The 17,000-nt window shown below is 66.4% G+C and carries 15 protein-coding genes; 3 read left to right on the plus strand and 12 right to left on the minus strand.

What is annotated here, in order from left to right; genetic code table 11:
- Window positions 1–710: 710 nt before the first annotated feature.
- The 8 genes from APZ15_RS21785 to APZ15_RS21820 all read right to left on the minus strand — a co-directional run bounded on the left by APZ15_RS21785 (window position 711) and on the right by APZ15_RS21820 (window position 8,525).
- Entirely contained in the window at window positions 711–2,711 is a 2,001-nt protein-coding gene (locus APZ15_RS21785; RefSeq protein ID WP_027790730.1) for a family 2A encapsulin nanocompartment cargo protein cysteine desulfurase, read from the minus strand.
- A complete protein-coding gene (locus APZ15_RS21790) occupies window positions 2,686–3,618 on the minus strand; it encodes a family 2A encapsulin nanocompartment shell protein (RefSeq protein ID WP_027790729.1) in 933 nt (310 codons plus the stop codon). Before APZ15_RS21790 ends, APZ15_RS21785 begins: the two co-directional genes overlap by 26 nt.
- Before the next feature lie 138 nt (window positions 3,619–3,756).
- Window positions 3,757–3,978, minus strand: a complete 222-nt coding sequence (locus APZ15_RS21795; protein ID WP_021156738.1) for a helix-turn-helix domain-containing protein — start codon at window positions 3,976–3,978, stop codon at window positions 3,757–3,759.
- An 8-nt stretch (window positions 3,979–3,986) separates the two neighbouring features.
- Complete coding sequence (gene epsC / locus APZ15_RS21800; protein WP_027790728.1) at window positions 3,987–4,925, minus strand: serine O-acetyltransferase EpsC; 939 nt, start codon at window positions 4,923–4,925, stop codon at window positions 3,987–3,989.
- Between the two features lie 28 nt (window positions 4,926–4,953).
- A complete protein-coding gene (locus APZ15_RS21805; protein ID WP_021156736.1) occupies window positions 4,954–5,424 on the minus strand; it encodes a rhodanese-like domain-containing protein in 471 nt (156 codons plus the stop codon).
- Window positions 5,425–5,846: 422 nt separating this feature from the next.
- Complete coding sequence (locus tag APZ15_RS21810) at window positions 5,847–7,247, minus strand: amidase family protein (RefSeq protein WP_027790727.1); 1,401 nt, start codon at window positions 7,245–7,247, stop codon at window positions 5,847–5,849.
- Between the two features lie 76 nt (window positions 7,248–7,323).
- A complete protein-coding gene (locus tag APZ15_RS21815) occupies window positions 7,324–8,115 on the minus strand; it encodes an alpha/beta fold hydrolase (protein WP_027790726.1) in 792 nt (263 codons plus the stop codon).
- Window positions 8,116–8,198: 83 nt separating this feature from the next.
- Complete coding sequence (locus tag APZ15_RS21820; RefSeq protein ID WP_027790725.1) at window positions 8,199–8,525, minus strand: DUF4148 domain-containing protein; 327 nt, start codon at window positions 8,523–8,525, stop codon at window positions 8,199–8,201.
- Window positions 8,526–9,093: 568 nt separating this feature from the next.
- On the opposite strand from APZ15_RS21820, the gene APZ15_RS21825 reads away from it, so the two are divergent.
- A complete protein-coding gene (locus APZ15_RS21825) occupies window positions 9,094–11,403 on the plus strand; it encodes a T6SS effector phospholipase Tle3 domain-containing protein (RefSeq protein WP_027790724.1) in 2,310 nt (769 codons plus the stop codon).
- 134 nt (window positions 11,404–11,537) lie between these two features.
- A complete protein-coding gene (locus APZ15_RS21830) occupies window positions 11,538–12,881 on the plus strand; it encodes a virulence factor (protein ID WP_081040826.1) in 1,344 nt (447 codons plus the stop codon).
- A gap of 249 nt (window positions 12,882–13,130) precedes the next feature.
- Here the strand turns inward: APZ15_RS21830 and APZ15_RS21835 are convergent, their stop codons facing one another.
- Together APZ15_RS21835 and APZ15_RS21840 are read right to left on the minus strand one after the other, a co-directional pair.
- A complete protein-coding gene (locus APZ15_RS21835) occupies window positions 13,131–13,664 on the minus strand; it encodes a cytochrome P460 family protein (RefSeq protein WP_027790722.1) in 534 nt (177 codons plus the stop codon).
- The gene (locus APZ15_RS21840) at window positions 13,664–14,707 is read right to left on the minus strand and encodes an alpha/beta fold hydrolase (protein ID WP_027790721.1); all 1,044 of its coding nucleotides are present in this window, start codon (window positions 14,705–14,707) and stop codon (window positions 13,664–13,666) included. The genes APZ15_RS21835 and APZ15_RS21840 overlap by 1 nt, the downstream gene beginning before the upstream one ends.
- Window positions 14,708–15,048: 341 nt before the next feature.
- Here APZ15_RS21840 and APZ15_RS41075 point away from each other — a divergent pair, with 341 nt between their 5' ends.
- Window positions 15,049–15,453 carry a hypothetical protein gene (locus APZ15_RS41075; protein WP_155253145.1) on the plus strand — a complete coding sequence of 135 codons (405 nt, stop codon included), beginning with the start codon at window positions 15,049–15,051 and terminating at the stop codon, window positions 15,451–15,453.
- Between the two features lie 89 nt (window positions 15,454–15,542).
- Here APZ15_RS41075 and APZ15_RS21850 read toward each other — a convergent pair whose 3' ends face one another.
- Both APZ15_RS21850 and APZ15_RS21855 read right to left on the minus strand, forming a co-directional pair.
- Entirely contained in the window at window positions 15,543–15,797 is a 255-nt protein-coding gene (locus tag APZ15_RS21850) for a hypothetical protein (RefSeq protein ID WP_027790719.1), read from the minus strand.
- Window positions 15,798–15,821: 24 nt separating this feature from the next.
- Window positions 15,822–17,000, minus strand: a complete 1,179-nt coding sequence (locus APZ15_RS21855; protein WP_027790718.1) for an acetate/propionate family kinase — start codon at window positions 16,998–17,000, stop codon at window positions 15,822–15,824.

Raw genomic sequence — 17,000 nt, forward strand, 5'->3', positions numbered from 1 at the left:
TGCGCGTGAAACCAGTCGGGTACGGCACGTGCAAGGTCGACTTCCCGATAACGACCAAAGTGACGCCGGGATTAACGCAGAATCCGTAACGGACGTTTCCGGAAGCGGCGAGTTGTGATCCGCGCGAGTCCGTGATAGCGAGGTGTGCAACGCTTGCACGCCGAATCGTCCGATGAATATCCAGGTGCCCGGGCACTGGCGGGCGCACGTGTCGCGTGATGGCATGCCAATGCGCCCCTGCGCTCACGTCGGGCTGCTTTCGACCGTGCGCGCTGCGTACCGGCTTCCACGCAGATTGATCTGGATAACAAACCATTCAGCCGCCCTGCCCGAAGCGCGCCGATCATGCCTCAGCCGCTCGGCGAGCAATCAACCCGCAGGACCGCTGCTCGCCAGCGTCCTGCTGCGCAGCCCGGCCGGGCCATGCCCGCACTTCGTGATCACCGCTTCGACCGCGATCGCGCAACGCCGCGCCGGCGGGATGCCAGGCGCAAGGCTCGGCGCAACGGCGCTCCCGTCAATGCGCCGGTTGCCGATCCGATGACAGGCCGTGCCCGATACGACGGCCGGGCTGTGGAGGATGGAGCGCGACGGATGGATGCTCACGGAACGTCGAGCGGCGCGCCATGCCCGCATCGCCACGCAAATGAGGCCGCTTGCGACATCCCGTTGCCGGGCGCCACAAGCGGCCTCCTCGCAGACGGCATGCGTCAGCGTCGCGTCGCCAGCCTTCTCACGACGCTCACCAGCGCGTCGACTTCGTCGCACGTGTTGTAGAACGCGAGCGACGGCCGCACCGTTGCCTCGAGCCCGAACCGCCGCAGGATCGGCTGCGCGCAGTGGTGCCCCGAGCGCACCGCGATGCCATCTTCGTTCAGCGCCTGCCCGACTTCCTCGGTCTCGTAGCCCTTCAGCACGAACGACAGCACGCTCGCCTTGTCGCGCGCGGTACCGACGAGGCGCACGCCCGGCACCGGTGCGAGCACGCTCGTCGCATACGCGAGCAGGTCGTGCTCGTAGCGCGCGATGTTCTCGATGCCGACGCGGCTCACGTAGTCGAGCGCGGCACCCAGCCCCACCGCATCCGCGATGTTGCCGGTGCCGGCCTCGAACCGGTTCGGCGGCGGCTGGAACACCGTGCGCTCGAACGTCACGTCCGCGATCATGTTGCCGCCGCCCTGCCAGGGCGGCATGTCGTCGAGGATCGCGCGTTTGCCGTACACGACGCCGATCCCGGTCGGCCCGTAGATCTTGTGCCCGGAGAACACGAAGAAATCCGCATCGAGCGCCTGCACGTCCACGCGCATGTGCGAGATCGACTGTGCGCCGTCGACGAGCGCCTTCGCGCCCGCCCGATGCGCAAGCTCGACGATCTCCTTCACCGGCACAACCGTGCCCAGCGCGTTCGACACCTGCGTGACGGACACGATCTTCGTGCGGTCGTTGAGCAGCTTCCGGTATTCGTCGAGCAGCACCTGCCCCGAATCGTCGACCGGAATCACGCGCAGCTTCGCGCCCTTGAGCGCGGCAAGCTGCTGCCACGGCACGATGTTCGCGTGATGCTCGAGGTTCGACACGATGATCTCGTCGCCTTCGCCGACGTTCTGCACGCCCCACGACTTCGCGATCAGGTTGATCGCCTCGGTCGTGCCGCGCACGAACACGATCTCGTCCGGCGACGATGCGCCGATGAAGCGCTGCACCGTTTCCCGCGCATGCTCGTACGCATCCGTCGCGCGGCCGGCCAACGCATGTGCCGCGCGGTGAATGTTCGAGTTCTCGTGTGCGTAGAAGTATGCGAGGCGGTCGATCACGGCCTGCGGCTTGTGCGTCGTCGCCGCATTGTCGAACCAGACGAGCTGCTTGCCGTTCACGCGCTCCTGCAGGATCGGGAAATCGCGGCGGATCGCGTTCACGTCGAACGGCGGGTGCGCGCCGCGATACAGCTGACCTTGCGGCTCGGCTGCGTGCGTATCGTCGATGAAGTAGCGCGGCACATCGGAGCCCGATGCGCGCGACGCCGGCACGTCGCGATGCACGGCGAGCAGCTCGCGCAGCGCGTCGTCGCCCGGCAGCCCGAACGCTTCCGGCGACGCGAGGCCGTTCGACGGCACGACGATGTCCTGCGGCGTCGCCTGCCAGCCCTGCAGCGAACCGTCGGTGAAGTAGTACGGCGATGCCTTCGCCGCGCCTTCCGGCGCCGGCGCATTCACTTGCGGCACACCGAGCGCCGCGCCGCCGACGCGCGGTTCGAGCGCGGGCGCGATCGACACGGCGTTGTCGGGCAGCCCGTTCTGCGCGGCCGCATGCGGCGCGAGCGCCGGTGCGCGGTTGCCGAGCGACAGCACGTGGGTCGGTGCGGACGGCGCGAGGTTCGCGCCGGGCACCTTCCCTTGCGGGAGCGCGAGACCAGGCACGCCGGTGCCCGCGCCGCCCGGCCCCGCGAGCGGCGAGCCGCCCGGGACCGGGTTGCTCACCGACGCCAGGATCGGCGCGGCGGCCGGCAAGGCCGACGGCACGCCGCCGACCGCACCGCTGCCCGCCGACAACCCGGGCGCGGTGGCCTGCCCGGGCGGCGTCGAGAAGAACTCGGACGCGAGCCGCGCAAGCGTCGCGGGATCGGGCAAGCCGGCCGGCAACGGCGCGTGCGGCAGCGCATGCGCGTCGCCGCCGGCCAGGCCGGGATTAACGGTAGGTGTCGGGATAGTCATGGAACTTGGCGATTTCGACGTCATCGAGGACAGCCAGCGCATCCGGCGAATGGACCGCGAGCGAGCAATACAGCGAGATCAGGTACGACGCGATCGCCTGGTTGTTGATCCCCATGAAGCGCACCGACAGGCCCGGGCCCTGCTCGCCCGCGACACCCGGCTGATACAGGCCGACCACGCCCTGGCGCTTGTCGCCGACGCGCAGCAGCAGGATCTTGGTCTTGCCGTCCGCGACCGGCACCTTGTCCGACGGGATCAGCGGAATGCCGCGCCACGTCAGGAACTGCGAGCCGAACAGGCTGACCGTCGGCGGCGGCACGCCGCGCCGCGTGCATTCGCGGCCGAACGCGGCGATCGCGAGCGGGTGCGTGAGGAAGAACGCGGGCTCCTTCCACACCTTGGTCAGCAGCTCGTCGAGGTCGTCCGGCGTCGGCGCGCCCGTCAGCGGGAAGATCCGCTGGTCGTCGGTCACGTTCGCGAGCAGCCCGTAGTCGGGGTTGTTGATCAGCTGGCTTTCCTGCAGCTCCTTGATCGTCTCGATCGTCAGGCGCAGCTGTTCCTTGATCTGGTCATGAGGACTGCTGTAAAGATCGGAGATCCGCGTATGCACGTCGAGCACCGTGCTCACCGCGTTGAGGAAATACTCGCGCGGCTGTTCCTCGTACGGCACGAAGGTCTGCGGCAGCACGCTTTCGTCCTCGAGCTGCGTGCATGCGGCACGCACGGCTTCCGGGTTCTTCACCTGGTTCAGGCGATAGATGCCGGCCTCGACCGGTACCCATTGCAGCAGATGGGTCAGCCAGCGCGGCGTGATCGTGGAAAGCTGGGGGACGGTCTTGGTAGCGTTCGCTAGTTGGCGGGCGGCGTGATCGCTCAGCGCAGCCGCGCCGCTTGCAACGGTCGACATGTGTGGCTCCGGGTTCTTAAGATGAAAAACGGGATTGCTTATGACGCTGGGTGATTATCGGAAGCACGCACCTGCCGGCTCAACATGCTATAGCCGTCATGTCGCGTGCGACCGAAAGGGAAAGGTGACGAGGCGGCCTCAGGTGACGAACGTGCCCGGCAGCAGCGTCGAGATCGATACGTCGAACGCGCGCGCGATCTTGTCGGCCGTGACGATCGACGCGATCGCCTCGCCACGCTCGATCTCGCCGACATACGAACGGTTCAGCCCCGCATGCTCGGCCAGCTGTTCCTGCGACCACGTGCGCGCTTCGCGCAGCCTGCGCACGTTGGCGCCGAAGTGATGGATGAGGTCGCTCATCGCGCCTCCTAGGCGACACGCGCCGCCGCGCGCGGCGTGGCGTTCGTTTCGCTGCGCAGCACCGCCTGCGTGATGTTCTCGCCGGCCGGCACGTCCTGCGTGAGCCACACGTTGCCGCCGATCACCGCGCCGCGCCCGATCGTCACGCGGCCGAGGATCGTGGCGCCCGCGTAGATCACCACGTCGTCCTCGACGATCGGATGCCGTGCGAGCCCTTTCTCGAGATGGCCGGCCGCGTCGCGCGGAAAGCGTTTCGCGCCGAGCGTGACGGCCTGGTACACGCGCACGCGCTCGCCGATGATCGCCGTCTCGCCGATCACGACGCCGGTGCCGTGGTCGATGAAGAAGCCCGCGCCGATGCGCGCGCCCGGATGGATGTCGATGCCGGTCTCCGCATGCGCCTGTTCTGCGATGATCCGCGCGAGCAGCGGCAGGCCGAGCCCGTACAGCTCGTGCGCGAGCCGGTGGTGGATCATCGCGAGGATGCCCGGATAGCACAGCAGCACCTCGTCGACGCTGCCGGCCGCCGGATCGCCGTGGAACGCGGCCAGCACGTCGCTGTCGAGCAGCCGGCGGATCTCGGGCAGGCGCGCGGCGAACGCCTGCACGGCCGTCGACGCGACTTCGTCGACATGATCGACCGGCCCGTCGGCATTGCGCTGCCGCGCCGCGTAGCGCAATTCCAGCTTCACCTGCGCGAGCAGCGCGTTCAGCGCCGCGTCGAGCGCATGGGCCACGTGGAAGTTCTCGCTCTCCTGGCGCAGCTCGGGCGGCCCGAGCCGCATCGGGAACAGCACGCCCTTCAGCGCGCCGATGATCTGCGCGAGCGCTTCGCGCGCCGGCAGGTCGCGCCCGCCCGGTTCGAGCGAGCGCCGCTGCTTCTCGCGCCATGCACGGCGTACGGTCTGCAGCGATTGAACGATGTCGTCGATGTCGAATGCGGCCATGCTGCGTTCTCCCTGTCTCGGCCGTGAATCAGTCCTGTGCCCACGGCAGGCCGCGAAAGCGCCAGCCGTTGCTGCCGCCGCGATGCTGCCGTTCGTCGAGGTCGCCCTCGAACCCTTCGAGCACGTTGAATACCTGCGTGAAGCCTCCCTTCGTCGCGGCCTCGGCCGCCTGCGCCGAGCGGTTGCCGCTACGGCACAACAGCAGCACGACGGCCGCCTTGCCCGTCTTCGCTTCCAGTTCGCGCACGAAGCGCGGATTGCGCGTCAGGCTCGTGCCGGTCGCCCACGGCACGTGCAGCGATTCCGGCACGTGGCCGACGAATTTCCGTTCCTCGGCGGTGCGCACGTCCACCAGCAGCGCATCGCCGGACGAGAACAGCGCCCACGCGACTTCCGGCGCGACACCGCCCGCATAGGGCGTACCGGCCGCCGCAGCGGCCGCGCGCGCGTCTTCGAGCGCCTGCTGCGCGGCAGTTCGTTCTTCCAGTTCAACCGTCATGACACTTCCTTGTTTTCGCGGATTCGTATGAACAAAAACACCGGGAATGCGGCCGTTGCAGCTTGCGTGCTGTCTATAGCCGTCAGCGCCACTATGCGAGGGCGGCCGGGGAAGCTGAACCAATAAAAATTCATTTCCTAATCAGCGTTGCGGGGAATGCAATAGCAGACGCGCGCTATCGGCGCGGGCTCGCGGGCGAGCAGGACAGGCGCAATGGTGGCCGTTCGATGTCGCGCATCGAAGGTGTTCGAAAGGAATCGCGGGAGACGATCAACGCGGCGGGTGGCGCGTTGCGATGAAATCCGAAATGGAATGCAGGCGCTGGCGCGCCTGCATGGATGTCGCAAGAAATTTGGCTGCCGGCAGGCGTCTGCACGATGCCTGACGGGCATCGTCGATGCATTCGCTTGTGCGTCTGCCGGTCACTGTAGCGGGTCGACCGGCGCAACCGGCACGCCGCGCGCTTCGATGTCGCGCCCGGCGAGCAGGCACAGATCCTCGCGATGGTGCGCGGCGGCCACCTGCACGCCGACCGGCACGCCATTCTCGAGCGACGTCGTCACGGCGAGCCCCGGCAGCCCCATCGCCGGCAGCGCGCGCAACGTGAGCTGCGCCTCCCACACGCGATCGAACCCGTCCTGCCCCTGCCGGTCGAGATCGTCCGGAAACGGCAGCTCCGACGACACCGGCAGCAGCACGACCGCATATTCATCGAGAAACAGCCGCCACTGTCGCGTCAGCGTCGTACGCCGGACGAGCGCGCGGCCGATCACATCGGCCGGCAGGTCGCGCACCTTGCCGCGCACGGCCTCGACCACCGCCGCCGCGCCCGGATCGCCGTCGCCGGCAACCGCGTTCGCCAGTGCATCGAAACCGTCGCCGAGCCAGAGCTGCTCCTGCAACAGCGCGGCCTCACGCATCGGCGGCGTGTCGTCGATCTCGTCGACGGTCCAGCCCGCATCGACCAGACGTCGCGCGGCATCGCGCAACGCGGCCTCGACTTCGGGCACGACCTGCAGGCCGCCCGGCCGCACGCACAGCGCCGCGCGCTTCGGCACCTCGCGCCCGTCGAACGGCACCGCCACGTGCCACGGGTCGCGTGGGTCCGGCGCGGCGAACGCCCGCAGCGCGAGCGCGAGATCGTCGATCGTGCGTGCGATCGGGCCCGCCGTCGACATCAACTGCGCACCGATCGCCCGCTCGGGCGACGACGCGTTGAACGCCGGCACGCGCCCGAGCGACGGCCGGATTCCGTGCACGCCGCATGCGTAGGCGGGATAACGCACCGAGCCGCCGATGTCGGTGCCGACGGCAATCGGGCCGATTCCCGCGGCCACGGCCGCCGCCGCGCCGCCGCTCGATCCGCCCGACGTCAGCGACGGATGGCGCGGATTGCGCGTGTGGCCGTGCACGAGATTCGACGTGAACCAGCGCAGCGCGAACGTCGGCGAATTGGTGCGGCCGAGCAGGATCGCGCCGGCTTTTCTGAGGTTGCCGACCACCGGGCTGTCGGCATGCGCGATCAGGTTCTCCTGCAGGCGCGTGCCGTTCGTCGTCGCGAAACCCGCCTGGTCGACGTTGATCTTCACGGTGACGGGCACGCCCGAGAGCGGCCCCGGATCGTCGCCGCGCGCGATCGCGCGATCGACTTCGTCGGCCTGACGCCGCACGTCGTCGGGCCGGTGTTCGATCACCGCGTTGATCGCCGGATTCACCGCGTCGAGACGATCGAGCACGGCGTCCGCCACTTCGCGCGCGGACACGTCGCGATGCCGGACGCGTTTCGCGAGTTCGGTTGCCGGCAGTTGCCACAGTTGCGTCATGACTCCTCCTCGTGAAAAGACATCTCCGTCACTCGCGCCACCGCGCTTCCCTGCGAAAGCGCGGCGCCGCGTTCACTCACTGCGCATCCTGCTTCGCGCGTTCCGCTGCCGCGATGATCGCGTCGGCCACGGCCTTCGGCTGGCTCAGCATCGACACATGGCTGCCGTTCACGCGCGCGACCGTCGCGCCGATCCGCGTCGCCATCGTTTCCTGCAGCGTCGGATCGATCATCCTGTCCTGCGTCGCGACGACGAACGTCGACGGCTTCACATGCCACGCGGCTTGCGTGACCTTCTCCGAAATGCACCCGCCGTACCACGGCCCCTGGGTCGCCGCGACGATGCGCTGCTGCGCGGGCGGCAGGTCCGGCGCGAAATCCTGCGCGATCGCCTTGTCCGACAACGTGGCGAAGCCGCCCGCGTCCTTGCGCAGTTCGCCGGCCCATGCGGGTGCCGGCAGCCCCTGCGTGACATCCGCGATCGACTGGCCGTTGTCGGGTGCGAACGCGGCGACGTACACGAGCGACTTCACCTTGTCGTCGTTGCCCGCGTCGCTGATCACGACGCCGGCCCACGAATGGCCGACCAGCACGACCGGCCCCTTCTGCTCGTCGATCGCGCGCTTCGTCGCGGCTGCATCGTCGGCGAGCGAGCTCAGCGGATTCTGCACCGACACCACGTGCAGCCCGCGCGCCTCGAGCAGCGGAATCACGCGGTTCCAGCTCGAACCGTCGGCGAATGCGCCGTGCACGAGCACGACGTTCGTGCCCTTCAGGTCGTCCTTCTGCGCAGCCTGCACCGCGACCGCACCGAACAGTCCGCCGATCACGGCGGCGGACACCAGAACGCGTTTCATCAAACCGGCCATCGTCTTGCTCCTTGCTCTGTTGTGTTGTTTGAACGTGCCGCGGTAGCGGCTGCGCCTGCGCACGAGGCAGGCGCGGCACCGGATCACGAATGCGCGTACAGGTCGTCGTATGCGTTGTGCGCGGAATGCGCTTGCGCCGCGTCGCGATGGCCGGCACGCGTCGATGCGTCGGCCACGTTGTCGCCTTGCAACTTCGACGGGCCGTTCTGGTCGGAACGCGCGACCTGCAGCGCGGCGGCGACGTCTTCCGGGTAATGCGGTTCGCTACGCGCCGGGTTGTAGCCGGCCTGCTCCAGGCGGACGAGTTCGGCGCGCACGTCGGCACGCGTGAGGCCGTGGCCGGTGTCGGCAAACGACAGGGCGGGGATGGCGGCGAGGACGGCAACGGCGAGGATGCGAGCGGCTTTCATGAGGGTTCTCCTTGAAGGAAGTAGGTCGGTCGATCATTCGGCATCCGATCCAGATCGTCTGGCATCGAACGTTTCCTGCATGTCGACAGTAGAACCCGCCCACGTATCCGGCATGTTTCTGAAGCAGGGTTTCGGTGCAATCCGATGTTTCCGGAGCAGCGCTAGATACAGTGCGATACAAACTCGTCGAATTCGCCATGCAGGTACGGACGATAGCGACTCGATCACTGGCCGATCAGGACGCGACGCCGCGTACAAGTGCGTCACCCGGCGGCATCGGCGGATGACGGACATGACCATCTCAACGGATTGAAAAACCGCTCGCTTCTGCCGAGCTTTTCCGGTGACGAAGCAACACGCCTGACTCCTGCCCGGAAACACATTCTGACAATTTCCGTTCGTCGCCATCGCCCCTGAGCGCATTTTCTCCGCATCAGCATTTCGCAAACGCGTCATTTCGTTATGCTCGACGCCGCTCGTCCATTCCCGATTACTTCGGACACTTATCGGTTCGTTTCGCAAAATTCCCGATAGCGGTCGAGCTTTGAATGCCTGCTCAGGAGTTTGGATGACCAATTCATTTCTCGACCCACGACTGGATGCGGTGCGCACCGCCGAACCGGCGGCAACAGCCGGTGCGCCGGACGCAGCCGCATCGCGACCGGCACCGCCACCCATCGTCGTGGGCCGCGTCAAGGGTGTGACGATGTTCGCAAAAGACACGCGGCTCATCTGTGTCAAGCAGATGCCCTTGCCCGGTATCGTGATCTTCGTGCATGGGGTGAACTCCGAGGGTGAATGGTTCGAAGCATCGGAGGAAGGGCTGTGCAAGGGCCTGAATCGCCGGCTCGGGCGCCTTGACGATCAATTGAAGTATCGCGGCATCGACGCCGGCCAACTGACGCCCGCGAAGTACACGGAAAGTGTGACGCCCGACGGGTTCATCAATCCACAGCTCTGGTCCGGTAACTACATCAAGCCCGATCCGTCGTTTTCACCCGTGATTCATTTTCGATGGGGCTATCGGGCGACCGCGGCGGAACTGAAGGAATACGGCGACAAGATCTTTCTGAACGAGCAGGACTACTGGGGCGGCGGCCCGTTCACGAATGGCTGTTCGAGCCTGCCCGATCTTTGGCACGGCGGCCTCGACGACCGCGCAGCCGCATGGATCACCGTGCAGGGCATCAACCCGACCAACCGGCCGCTATATCGCTCGCCGCCCCGATCCTATGGCGTGCTCGCGGCCTTGCGACTGGCCAGGCTGATCGAATCGATCCGCCGAATGCAGGCCGATGTACCCATTACGGTCGTCTGCCACAGCCAGGGCAACATTGTCGGACTGACGGCGGCGTTCTTCGGCGACGCATTTCCCGACGTCGAGGATCCGTGGGGGCGCAAGGGCCATTGCGTGGCGGACGCCTACGTGCTGGCGAATGCCCCGTACAGTTTCGCGCGCGCGGACGGTCCGAATAGCTCCGACACGTTCATGGATACATGGTCGCAGCGCGCGACGAAGGACGCCGACGGCCGGCGCGGGCGGCAGACCTATGCCGCGCGCACGAGGACATTCGGCAAATTCCTGTCGATCGTGGGCGCTCGCAAGGAACATGATCCGCCAGCAGGCAAGATCGATGAAGACATGGCGAACGAGCGGGTGTCGCCGACGAGCAACAGGTCATATGCCGCGCGACACGACCGTGATCGGCACGGCCTGAATCGATCGACGTATGGCCGCGTCACGGCGTATTGCTGTCCGCACGATCAGGTGATTTCGGCGGTGACGGTTCAAGGCATCGGCTGGCGCGGCATCGGCAGGCACGAACTCGACGATATCGGCGCGTCCGGCATCCTGACGCAGCGTGTTTTCGCATCCGGCTTTAACGTCGGCGTGCAGCAACCCTATCGATATTGGGAAGACGACTGGCGTCATGTCCAGAAAGGGAAGACGTCAGGATTCTGGTATCCGCCATCGCCACCCGCGAAATTCAATCTCGTCGGCGCGCTCAAAGGGAATGAAAGTGTTTGGGGAATGGCAGCCACGCTTGCCACTGCGCCGTTCATGTTCGTCGCGACCGGGATCAGCTCGGCATTGAACATGCTCCGAGTGAACGCCGACCCGCCGGCGGGCTGGACGGTCGTGGCGGACGCCCCGGCCCTTGACGAAACCTTCCCGCCCAAGGCATTGCGATTCGGCAACCCGGTCGAAACGAGAGACGGCGACGCGGTAAGCGACTTCAACGAAGGCAACGATCCTCCGGCCGCCTGGCGTGACGCGAGCAAGGCCGATGCAGACAAGCGGGCCGACGATCCCTACGACCAGTACGAGGCGAAGCATCCGGATAGCGTCGCCCAAGGTACCGCAACAACCGAAGCCGGGCAGCGTTACGAGGATCGTGCGTTGATGCGGATGGAAGCACGTCGCACGCTGAACACCGAATGGCTCGATGGCGACGGCCACGTGATCGGCGAGGACGGCAAAAGCGAGCTGCCTGACGGCTACAAGGATTGGCGCGATCAGCAAATTGTCGATTGGCTCGATCGCGGGGCCATCAATAACCCGACCAACCACTCTACGACGATGACCAACCCCGACCATGCCGAAAAGGCGCTTGCTTACGATGTCGCTATTGGCCCGTGCTATCTGACGGAGCAGCAAATCAGAGCCTTGCGCATCGAGGCGGATTGGCGGATGTGGGAAAGCCCGCCCGACGGCGATCCGAGGGAGAAGTACTTCGACTATTTCTTGCTCGGTGAACTTGACGATTTACCGATGCATGAATGGATACATCTTGAAAACGGTGAAGGAAATATGCCCGACGCGATTGTAGATGAACGTGAAGGGGCGTTTTATCTGAAGGTCGGGGGTGCATTTTGAAGGCACTCATCGCTACATGGCAGCGGCGTGTCGCTGTCGCTGTTTCGGTATGGCCCATTGCCGCAGTACTCATGGCGTCGCTGGTGACGCACGTCGAACAACCCGATCCAGCCCATCTGGAAATAGGAGAATGGATGAAACGATTCGTTGTCGTGCCCGCCCTGGCTGCGCTCATGGTGTTTCTGTTTCTCACGGCCATGACGCGTCCTGCACAAGCCGCGCCTGCCCAGGAGCAAGCAGGGAGTACGGTGCTTGAAGATGCAGCGTCGGCGAAGCCGTTCGTCGCGCAGGTTGTCGGCCTGATCTGGATGAATCCGTTGCACCGGAGGGACTACCCGACCGAATGGCAATTGCTGTGGACGCAGGGGCTCGCCGCGCCCAACAAGAACGACGATATGGTCCGCACCGATCCGAAGTCCTTTACTACGCTGCAATCGGTAGCGGGTATCGCATACGGCAACGAAGGCGCGGAGACGTTCAAGGGCTTCTACCACAAGTACATGAAGAGGTTCCCTCTGCTGCTTCATTCTCGCTACGCCTCCAATCCAAAATACTTCTACACGGTGAACCCCAACAACAAGAAAGATTGGCGGGAATTGGCAGGCATTCACGTCGAGCTTGCGATTCCGGATCGACTCGAGGCGGACGAATCGCAGAGCTATTTGCAAAACTCGATTCGAAAGACGTTTTCGATCGGCAATCGGTATTTCCCGACGATGTGGAGCCGCGACACGCTGCCCGATGTGCAAATCACGCAAGGCGGCGCGAACGCCGGCTTCGCGTCGCTGAACAAGGCGTTGGACTACTTGCGGGACAACCCCGACAAGACCGTGTGGGTGGTGAACTGGGATGCGCCGAATTTCCCGCCGCTCGACGCGCAGATCAACGAGAACCTCGTCGTGCTGTTTCTCGCCGGCCCGAACTTCGACACGCAGCGCGAACCGCTCGCCTGGATCGGCAAGGCCGCCACCGGCAACACGCAAGCGTTCGCGCCGAAGGTCGGCACGACACGAGCCGTGCAGGCGTGGAAAGCGACCATCGACCAGGCAGCGCGCAATGCCGGCGTCGCGATCCCGGATCTCAAGTACGTCGTCCACGACGCAGGGAAAGGCAGTGACGCCTCGTCGTCACGTCTCGTCGCACTCGCGCAGACACTGACGGAAACGCTCCCGGAATACGATCACCCGCAACAGACCTTCAACACCGCCGCCCTGCTCGGTGACATGGGAACCGGCAGCGCCTTGACCGACGTTGCGCTGGCGATCGGCCGGATCAATCATTTCGGCGGTAATGCATTGGTTGCCGGCACGACCGACCCGGAGCATCCCGTCGCGGTCGTCGTCAGGCCACCGTCGACGCTCACGCCGATCGATCCGGACAAGGACTGGTTCCGCGCGCGTGGCGGGAACAATGCGTACCTGCCGTGGTGGGGACGCCGGCACGATACCAATTACGGAATGCAGGGCTATTCGTGGTGACGCAGTTGGCTCGGAGGCGCGATCCGTGCGACCAGGATCGCGTCGCCGAGTCATTCACGGGAATGGACGCAATACGGGAACCGACCACGCAGGCGACGCGCCTACGGCGGCCGGGTCGAATCCAGAGCCGGCACGAGCGGGGTTATGGGGCGAGCAGTCGCACACCATTCGCCACGGGTGACGGGACGGCAATGAGCCGCGTGCCTCCCGGCGCACGCGCTCCCCGGCTTCACCTTGCTCACGCCCCCGTCACGGCGCCAGCCGCGTGAACACGTAGTCGTGATTCTTCACCCGCGCCTGGTGGCACGCAAAGCACGTCTGATGCTGGCCGATATCGGCCGGCACGCCGTTGATGAACCGCCCGAAACCCCAGCCGCCCGTCGACGCATAGCGGCGCGAGTCCTTCACCATCACCTGCACGGTCGTCGCCTGTCCGGGCACCGTCGCCGGCGCGAACTCGTCGGACTGCTTGCGCTTGTACGCGAGTTTCACCAGGATCGTGCCGTCCGGAAACGGCAGTGTCGCCTGCTCGAGCGCACGGATCGCGACGGGATTGCCGAGCACGACACGCAGTTCATCGAGCGGCGCGGCTTCTTCGGCCGGGGCGACCATTTCCCACTTCCGGTAGCTGGGCGGGATCGTCACGCCGTAAATCGGCGACGCGGCGGCGGCAGCCGGCTTCGGCTGCTCCGCGAACGCGGCCGGGCCGCTCGCCGACCACGCGCCGGCCAGCAGCACGCCCGCGACGAACCCGCGGCGCACTCCACCCATGCGCGCCCGCATCACAGGTGCTCCACTTGCAGGATCGCATCCGCGAACGCCTGCGGCGCTTCCTGCGGCAGGTTGTGGCCGATGCCGCCGGTGATCGTGCGGTGCTGGTACTTGCCGGTGAACTTCTTCGCGTACGCGGCCGGCTCCGGATGCGGCGCGCCGTTCGCATCGCCTTCCATCGTGATCGTCGGCACCGTAATCGCAGGGCCTGCCGCAAGGCGCCGCTCGAGGTCGTCGTATTGCGCCTCGCCCTTCGCGAGCCCGAGACGCCAGCGATAGTTGTGGATCACGACGGCCACGTGATCGGGGTTCTGGAACGACGCGGCCGTGCGCGCGTAGGTTTCGTCGGAGAACTGCCATTTCGGCGATGCGAGCTGCCAGATCAGCTTGTTGAACGCATCGCGGTTCGCCGCGTAGCCCAGCGCGCCGCGCTCGGTCGTGAAGTAGAACTGATACCACCACTGGAATTCGGCCTGCGGCGGCAGCGGCTTGCGGTTCGCCTCCTGGCTGCCGATCAGGTAGCCGCTCACCGACACCAGCGCCTTCACGCGCTGCGGCCACAGCGCCGCGATGATGTCGGCCGTGCGCGCGCCCCAGTCGTAGCCGCCGAACACCGCGCGGTCGATCTTCAGCACATCCATCAGCGCAATGATGTCGACGGCCGTCACGGCCTGCTGGCCGTTGCGCACCGTGTCGGCCGAGCGGAACGTCGTCGACCCGTAGCCGCGCAGGTAAGGCACGATCACGCGGTAGCCGGCCGCGACGAGCAGCGGCGCGACTTCCGCATAGCTGTAGATGTCGTACGGCCAGCCGTGCAGCAGGAACACGACCGGGCCGTTCTTCGGCCCGAGGTCCGCATACCCGACGTTGAGCACGCCCGCGTCGATCTGGTGGATCGTGCCCAGCGACGCGACGCCGGCCGCGCGCTTCACAGGCGCTGCATCGGGCGCCGACTGCGCGTGCGCCAGGGCGCTGAAGCCGAGGTCGGCGAGGCTGAGGCTCGCCAGCGTCGTACCCAGGATCAGGCGGCGGCGGGTGTTCACGGTTTCGGGCATGACTCGTTCTCCAGTGTCGATCGCTAAGGAAGGTGACCCGCGGCACGTGCGGGCACTCGGGAATCTGCGTTCTCGGCAGCGGCGCATGGCGTCGCGCCGCCGTGTGAATCGCTTCACCGGTTTTATACCCGAGCCCCGGCGAGGCTTTGTATCCCAACGTATCTGTCGGCGAACACGACACACGACGATTCAAAAATCGGGCGGGAATGCGGGTTCGCAGGGGGGCCATGTGCCACGCGCCGGCCTGCCCCGGCGATGGCGTGGCCACGCACCGCCTCTCGCTTCGGCGCCGAAACGCGGCGATACTACGCCGCTTGCCGTGACAACCCGCCCGATTGCAGGTGACCGAATTGACCAATGCCGACGAACAAGACGCTCCCGTGCGACAGGCGGGCACGAACGGGCCGCCGCTCTGGCTCGCGACCATCCTGACCGCGTTCGGGCTTGCGGCGCTCCTGCTCGCGTGGTTCTCCGGATACGCCACCGCCTACTGCGACACGCTTGGCGATGCCGTCGTCTGGGTCGTGTTTGTCACGGCGGCTTTCGTTTTTGCCGCCTTCAGGGACAACTGGAACATTTTTCCGGTCGGGCTGGTTGCCTGCATCGGGCTCGCCGCGGTCGTCCGGCGGCTTCCGCGTTTCAAGGTCACCTGGCGTCGATTTTTGATCGTGCTGCCTTGTGTCTATGCCGCTATGACGCTTTTCACGTGGCTGAGGGACGTACACGGCACGTGCCGGATCATCTGAGGGTGACCGCCCCACTCCGCCGATGAACACCGGCCGCATGCCGGCCGGCCCGCATTCACCGCTCGGACCACGCCGCTGCACGCAGCCGTTCAGTCCTTCCGGTCCGGCAGGATATGCGCGCGAATCGAGCGGCCCCGCCACGAGATGTGATCGATCCGGGCGCGCAGCGTGTAAAGCGCCACCGACGACAGCGTGTCGAACCGGAGCAGCGCGATGGGGGTGCCGATCCCGGCCGGCACGCGCTCGATCGCATCGAACTGCGGGAATCCATGCCGCGCCAGGAACGCGCCGACCTCGTCGTCGCGCGCGTGTTCTTCGACATTGACCAGCAGTAGTTCAGCCATGAGGATTCCTTGCTCGTTCGCCCGTCACCGGATCAGCCGGTGTGTATGGCGCGCGATCATCAGTTCTTCGTCGGTCGGGATCACCCACGCCGAAACGCGGCTCGATGCCGTCGTGATCAGCGGCCCGCCCGTGCCGTTCGCGTCGACATCGATCTCGACGCCGAGCCACGCCGCACGGCGCAACACCCCTTCGCGAACCGCCGCCGCGTGCTCGCCGATCCCCGCCGTGAACACGACGGCGTCGATGCCCTCCATCGCGGCCGCAAGCGAACCGAGTTCGCGCGCGATGCGGTAGACGTACAGCTCGATGGCGAAGCGCGCGTGCGGATCGTCGCTCGCGAGCAGGGTGCGCATGTCGCTCGACATACCGGACACGCCGAGCAACCCGGAACGCCGATAGAGCAGATCCTCGACGGCACGCACGTCCATCCCGAGTGCTTCCATCAGGAAGATCACGACGCCCGGATCGAGGCTGCCGCAACGCGTGCCCATCGGCAGCCCGTCGAGCGCCGTGAACCCCATCGTGCTCGCGACGCTCTTGCCTGCCACGAGCGCGCACATGCTCGCGCCGTTGCCGAGATGGGCGACGACCGTGCGCCCGCGCGCCGCCGCCGGCGCGACGTCGGGCAGCACGCTCGCGATGTACTCGTACGAGAGCCCGTGGAAACCGTAACGGCGCACGCCCCGGCTGGTGATCGACGCGGGCAGCGCGAACGCCTGGGTCACCGCGGGCTGCGTGCAGTGAAACGCCGTGTCGAAGCAGGCCACCTGCTCGACGCCGGGCTGCATCGTTTCGAGGATACGAATCGGCGTCAGGTTGTGCGGCTGATGCAACGGCGCGAGCGGGGTGAGTTTTTCCAGCTCGGCCACGATCTCGGGCGTGACGCGCACCGGGCCGCTGAAGCGTTGCCCGCCGTGCACGACGCGATGGCCCACCGCCGCGAGACGGTGCCCTTCCTGATGCGCGCCCAGGAACGCGGCGATCTGCTCGAGCCCTTCCTGATGGCCGAACGTATCGCCGCCGGCCCATTGCCGTTCGTGACGCTCCGCGTGGCGGTCGACGGCGCTGAAGTGCGCCGTGGCCGTGTACAGGCCCTCGACCTGGCCATGCACGATCAGGCCGAGCGTGTCGCCGTGCACGTCGAATGCGGAAAACTTGATGCTCGACGAGCCGGCATTCAATACCAGAATCACGTCTGCCAT

It is taken from the genome of Burkholderia cepacia ATCC 25416 (assembly GCF_001411495.1).
Lineage (GTDB): Bacteria > Pseudomonadota > Gammaproteobacteria > Burkholderiales > Burkholderiaceae > Burkholderia > Burkholderia cepacia.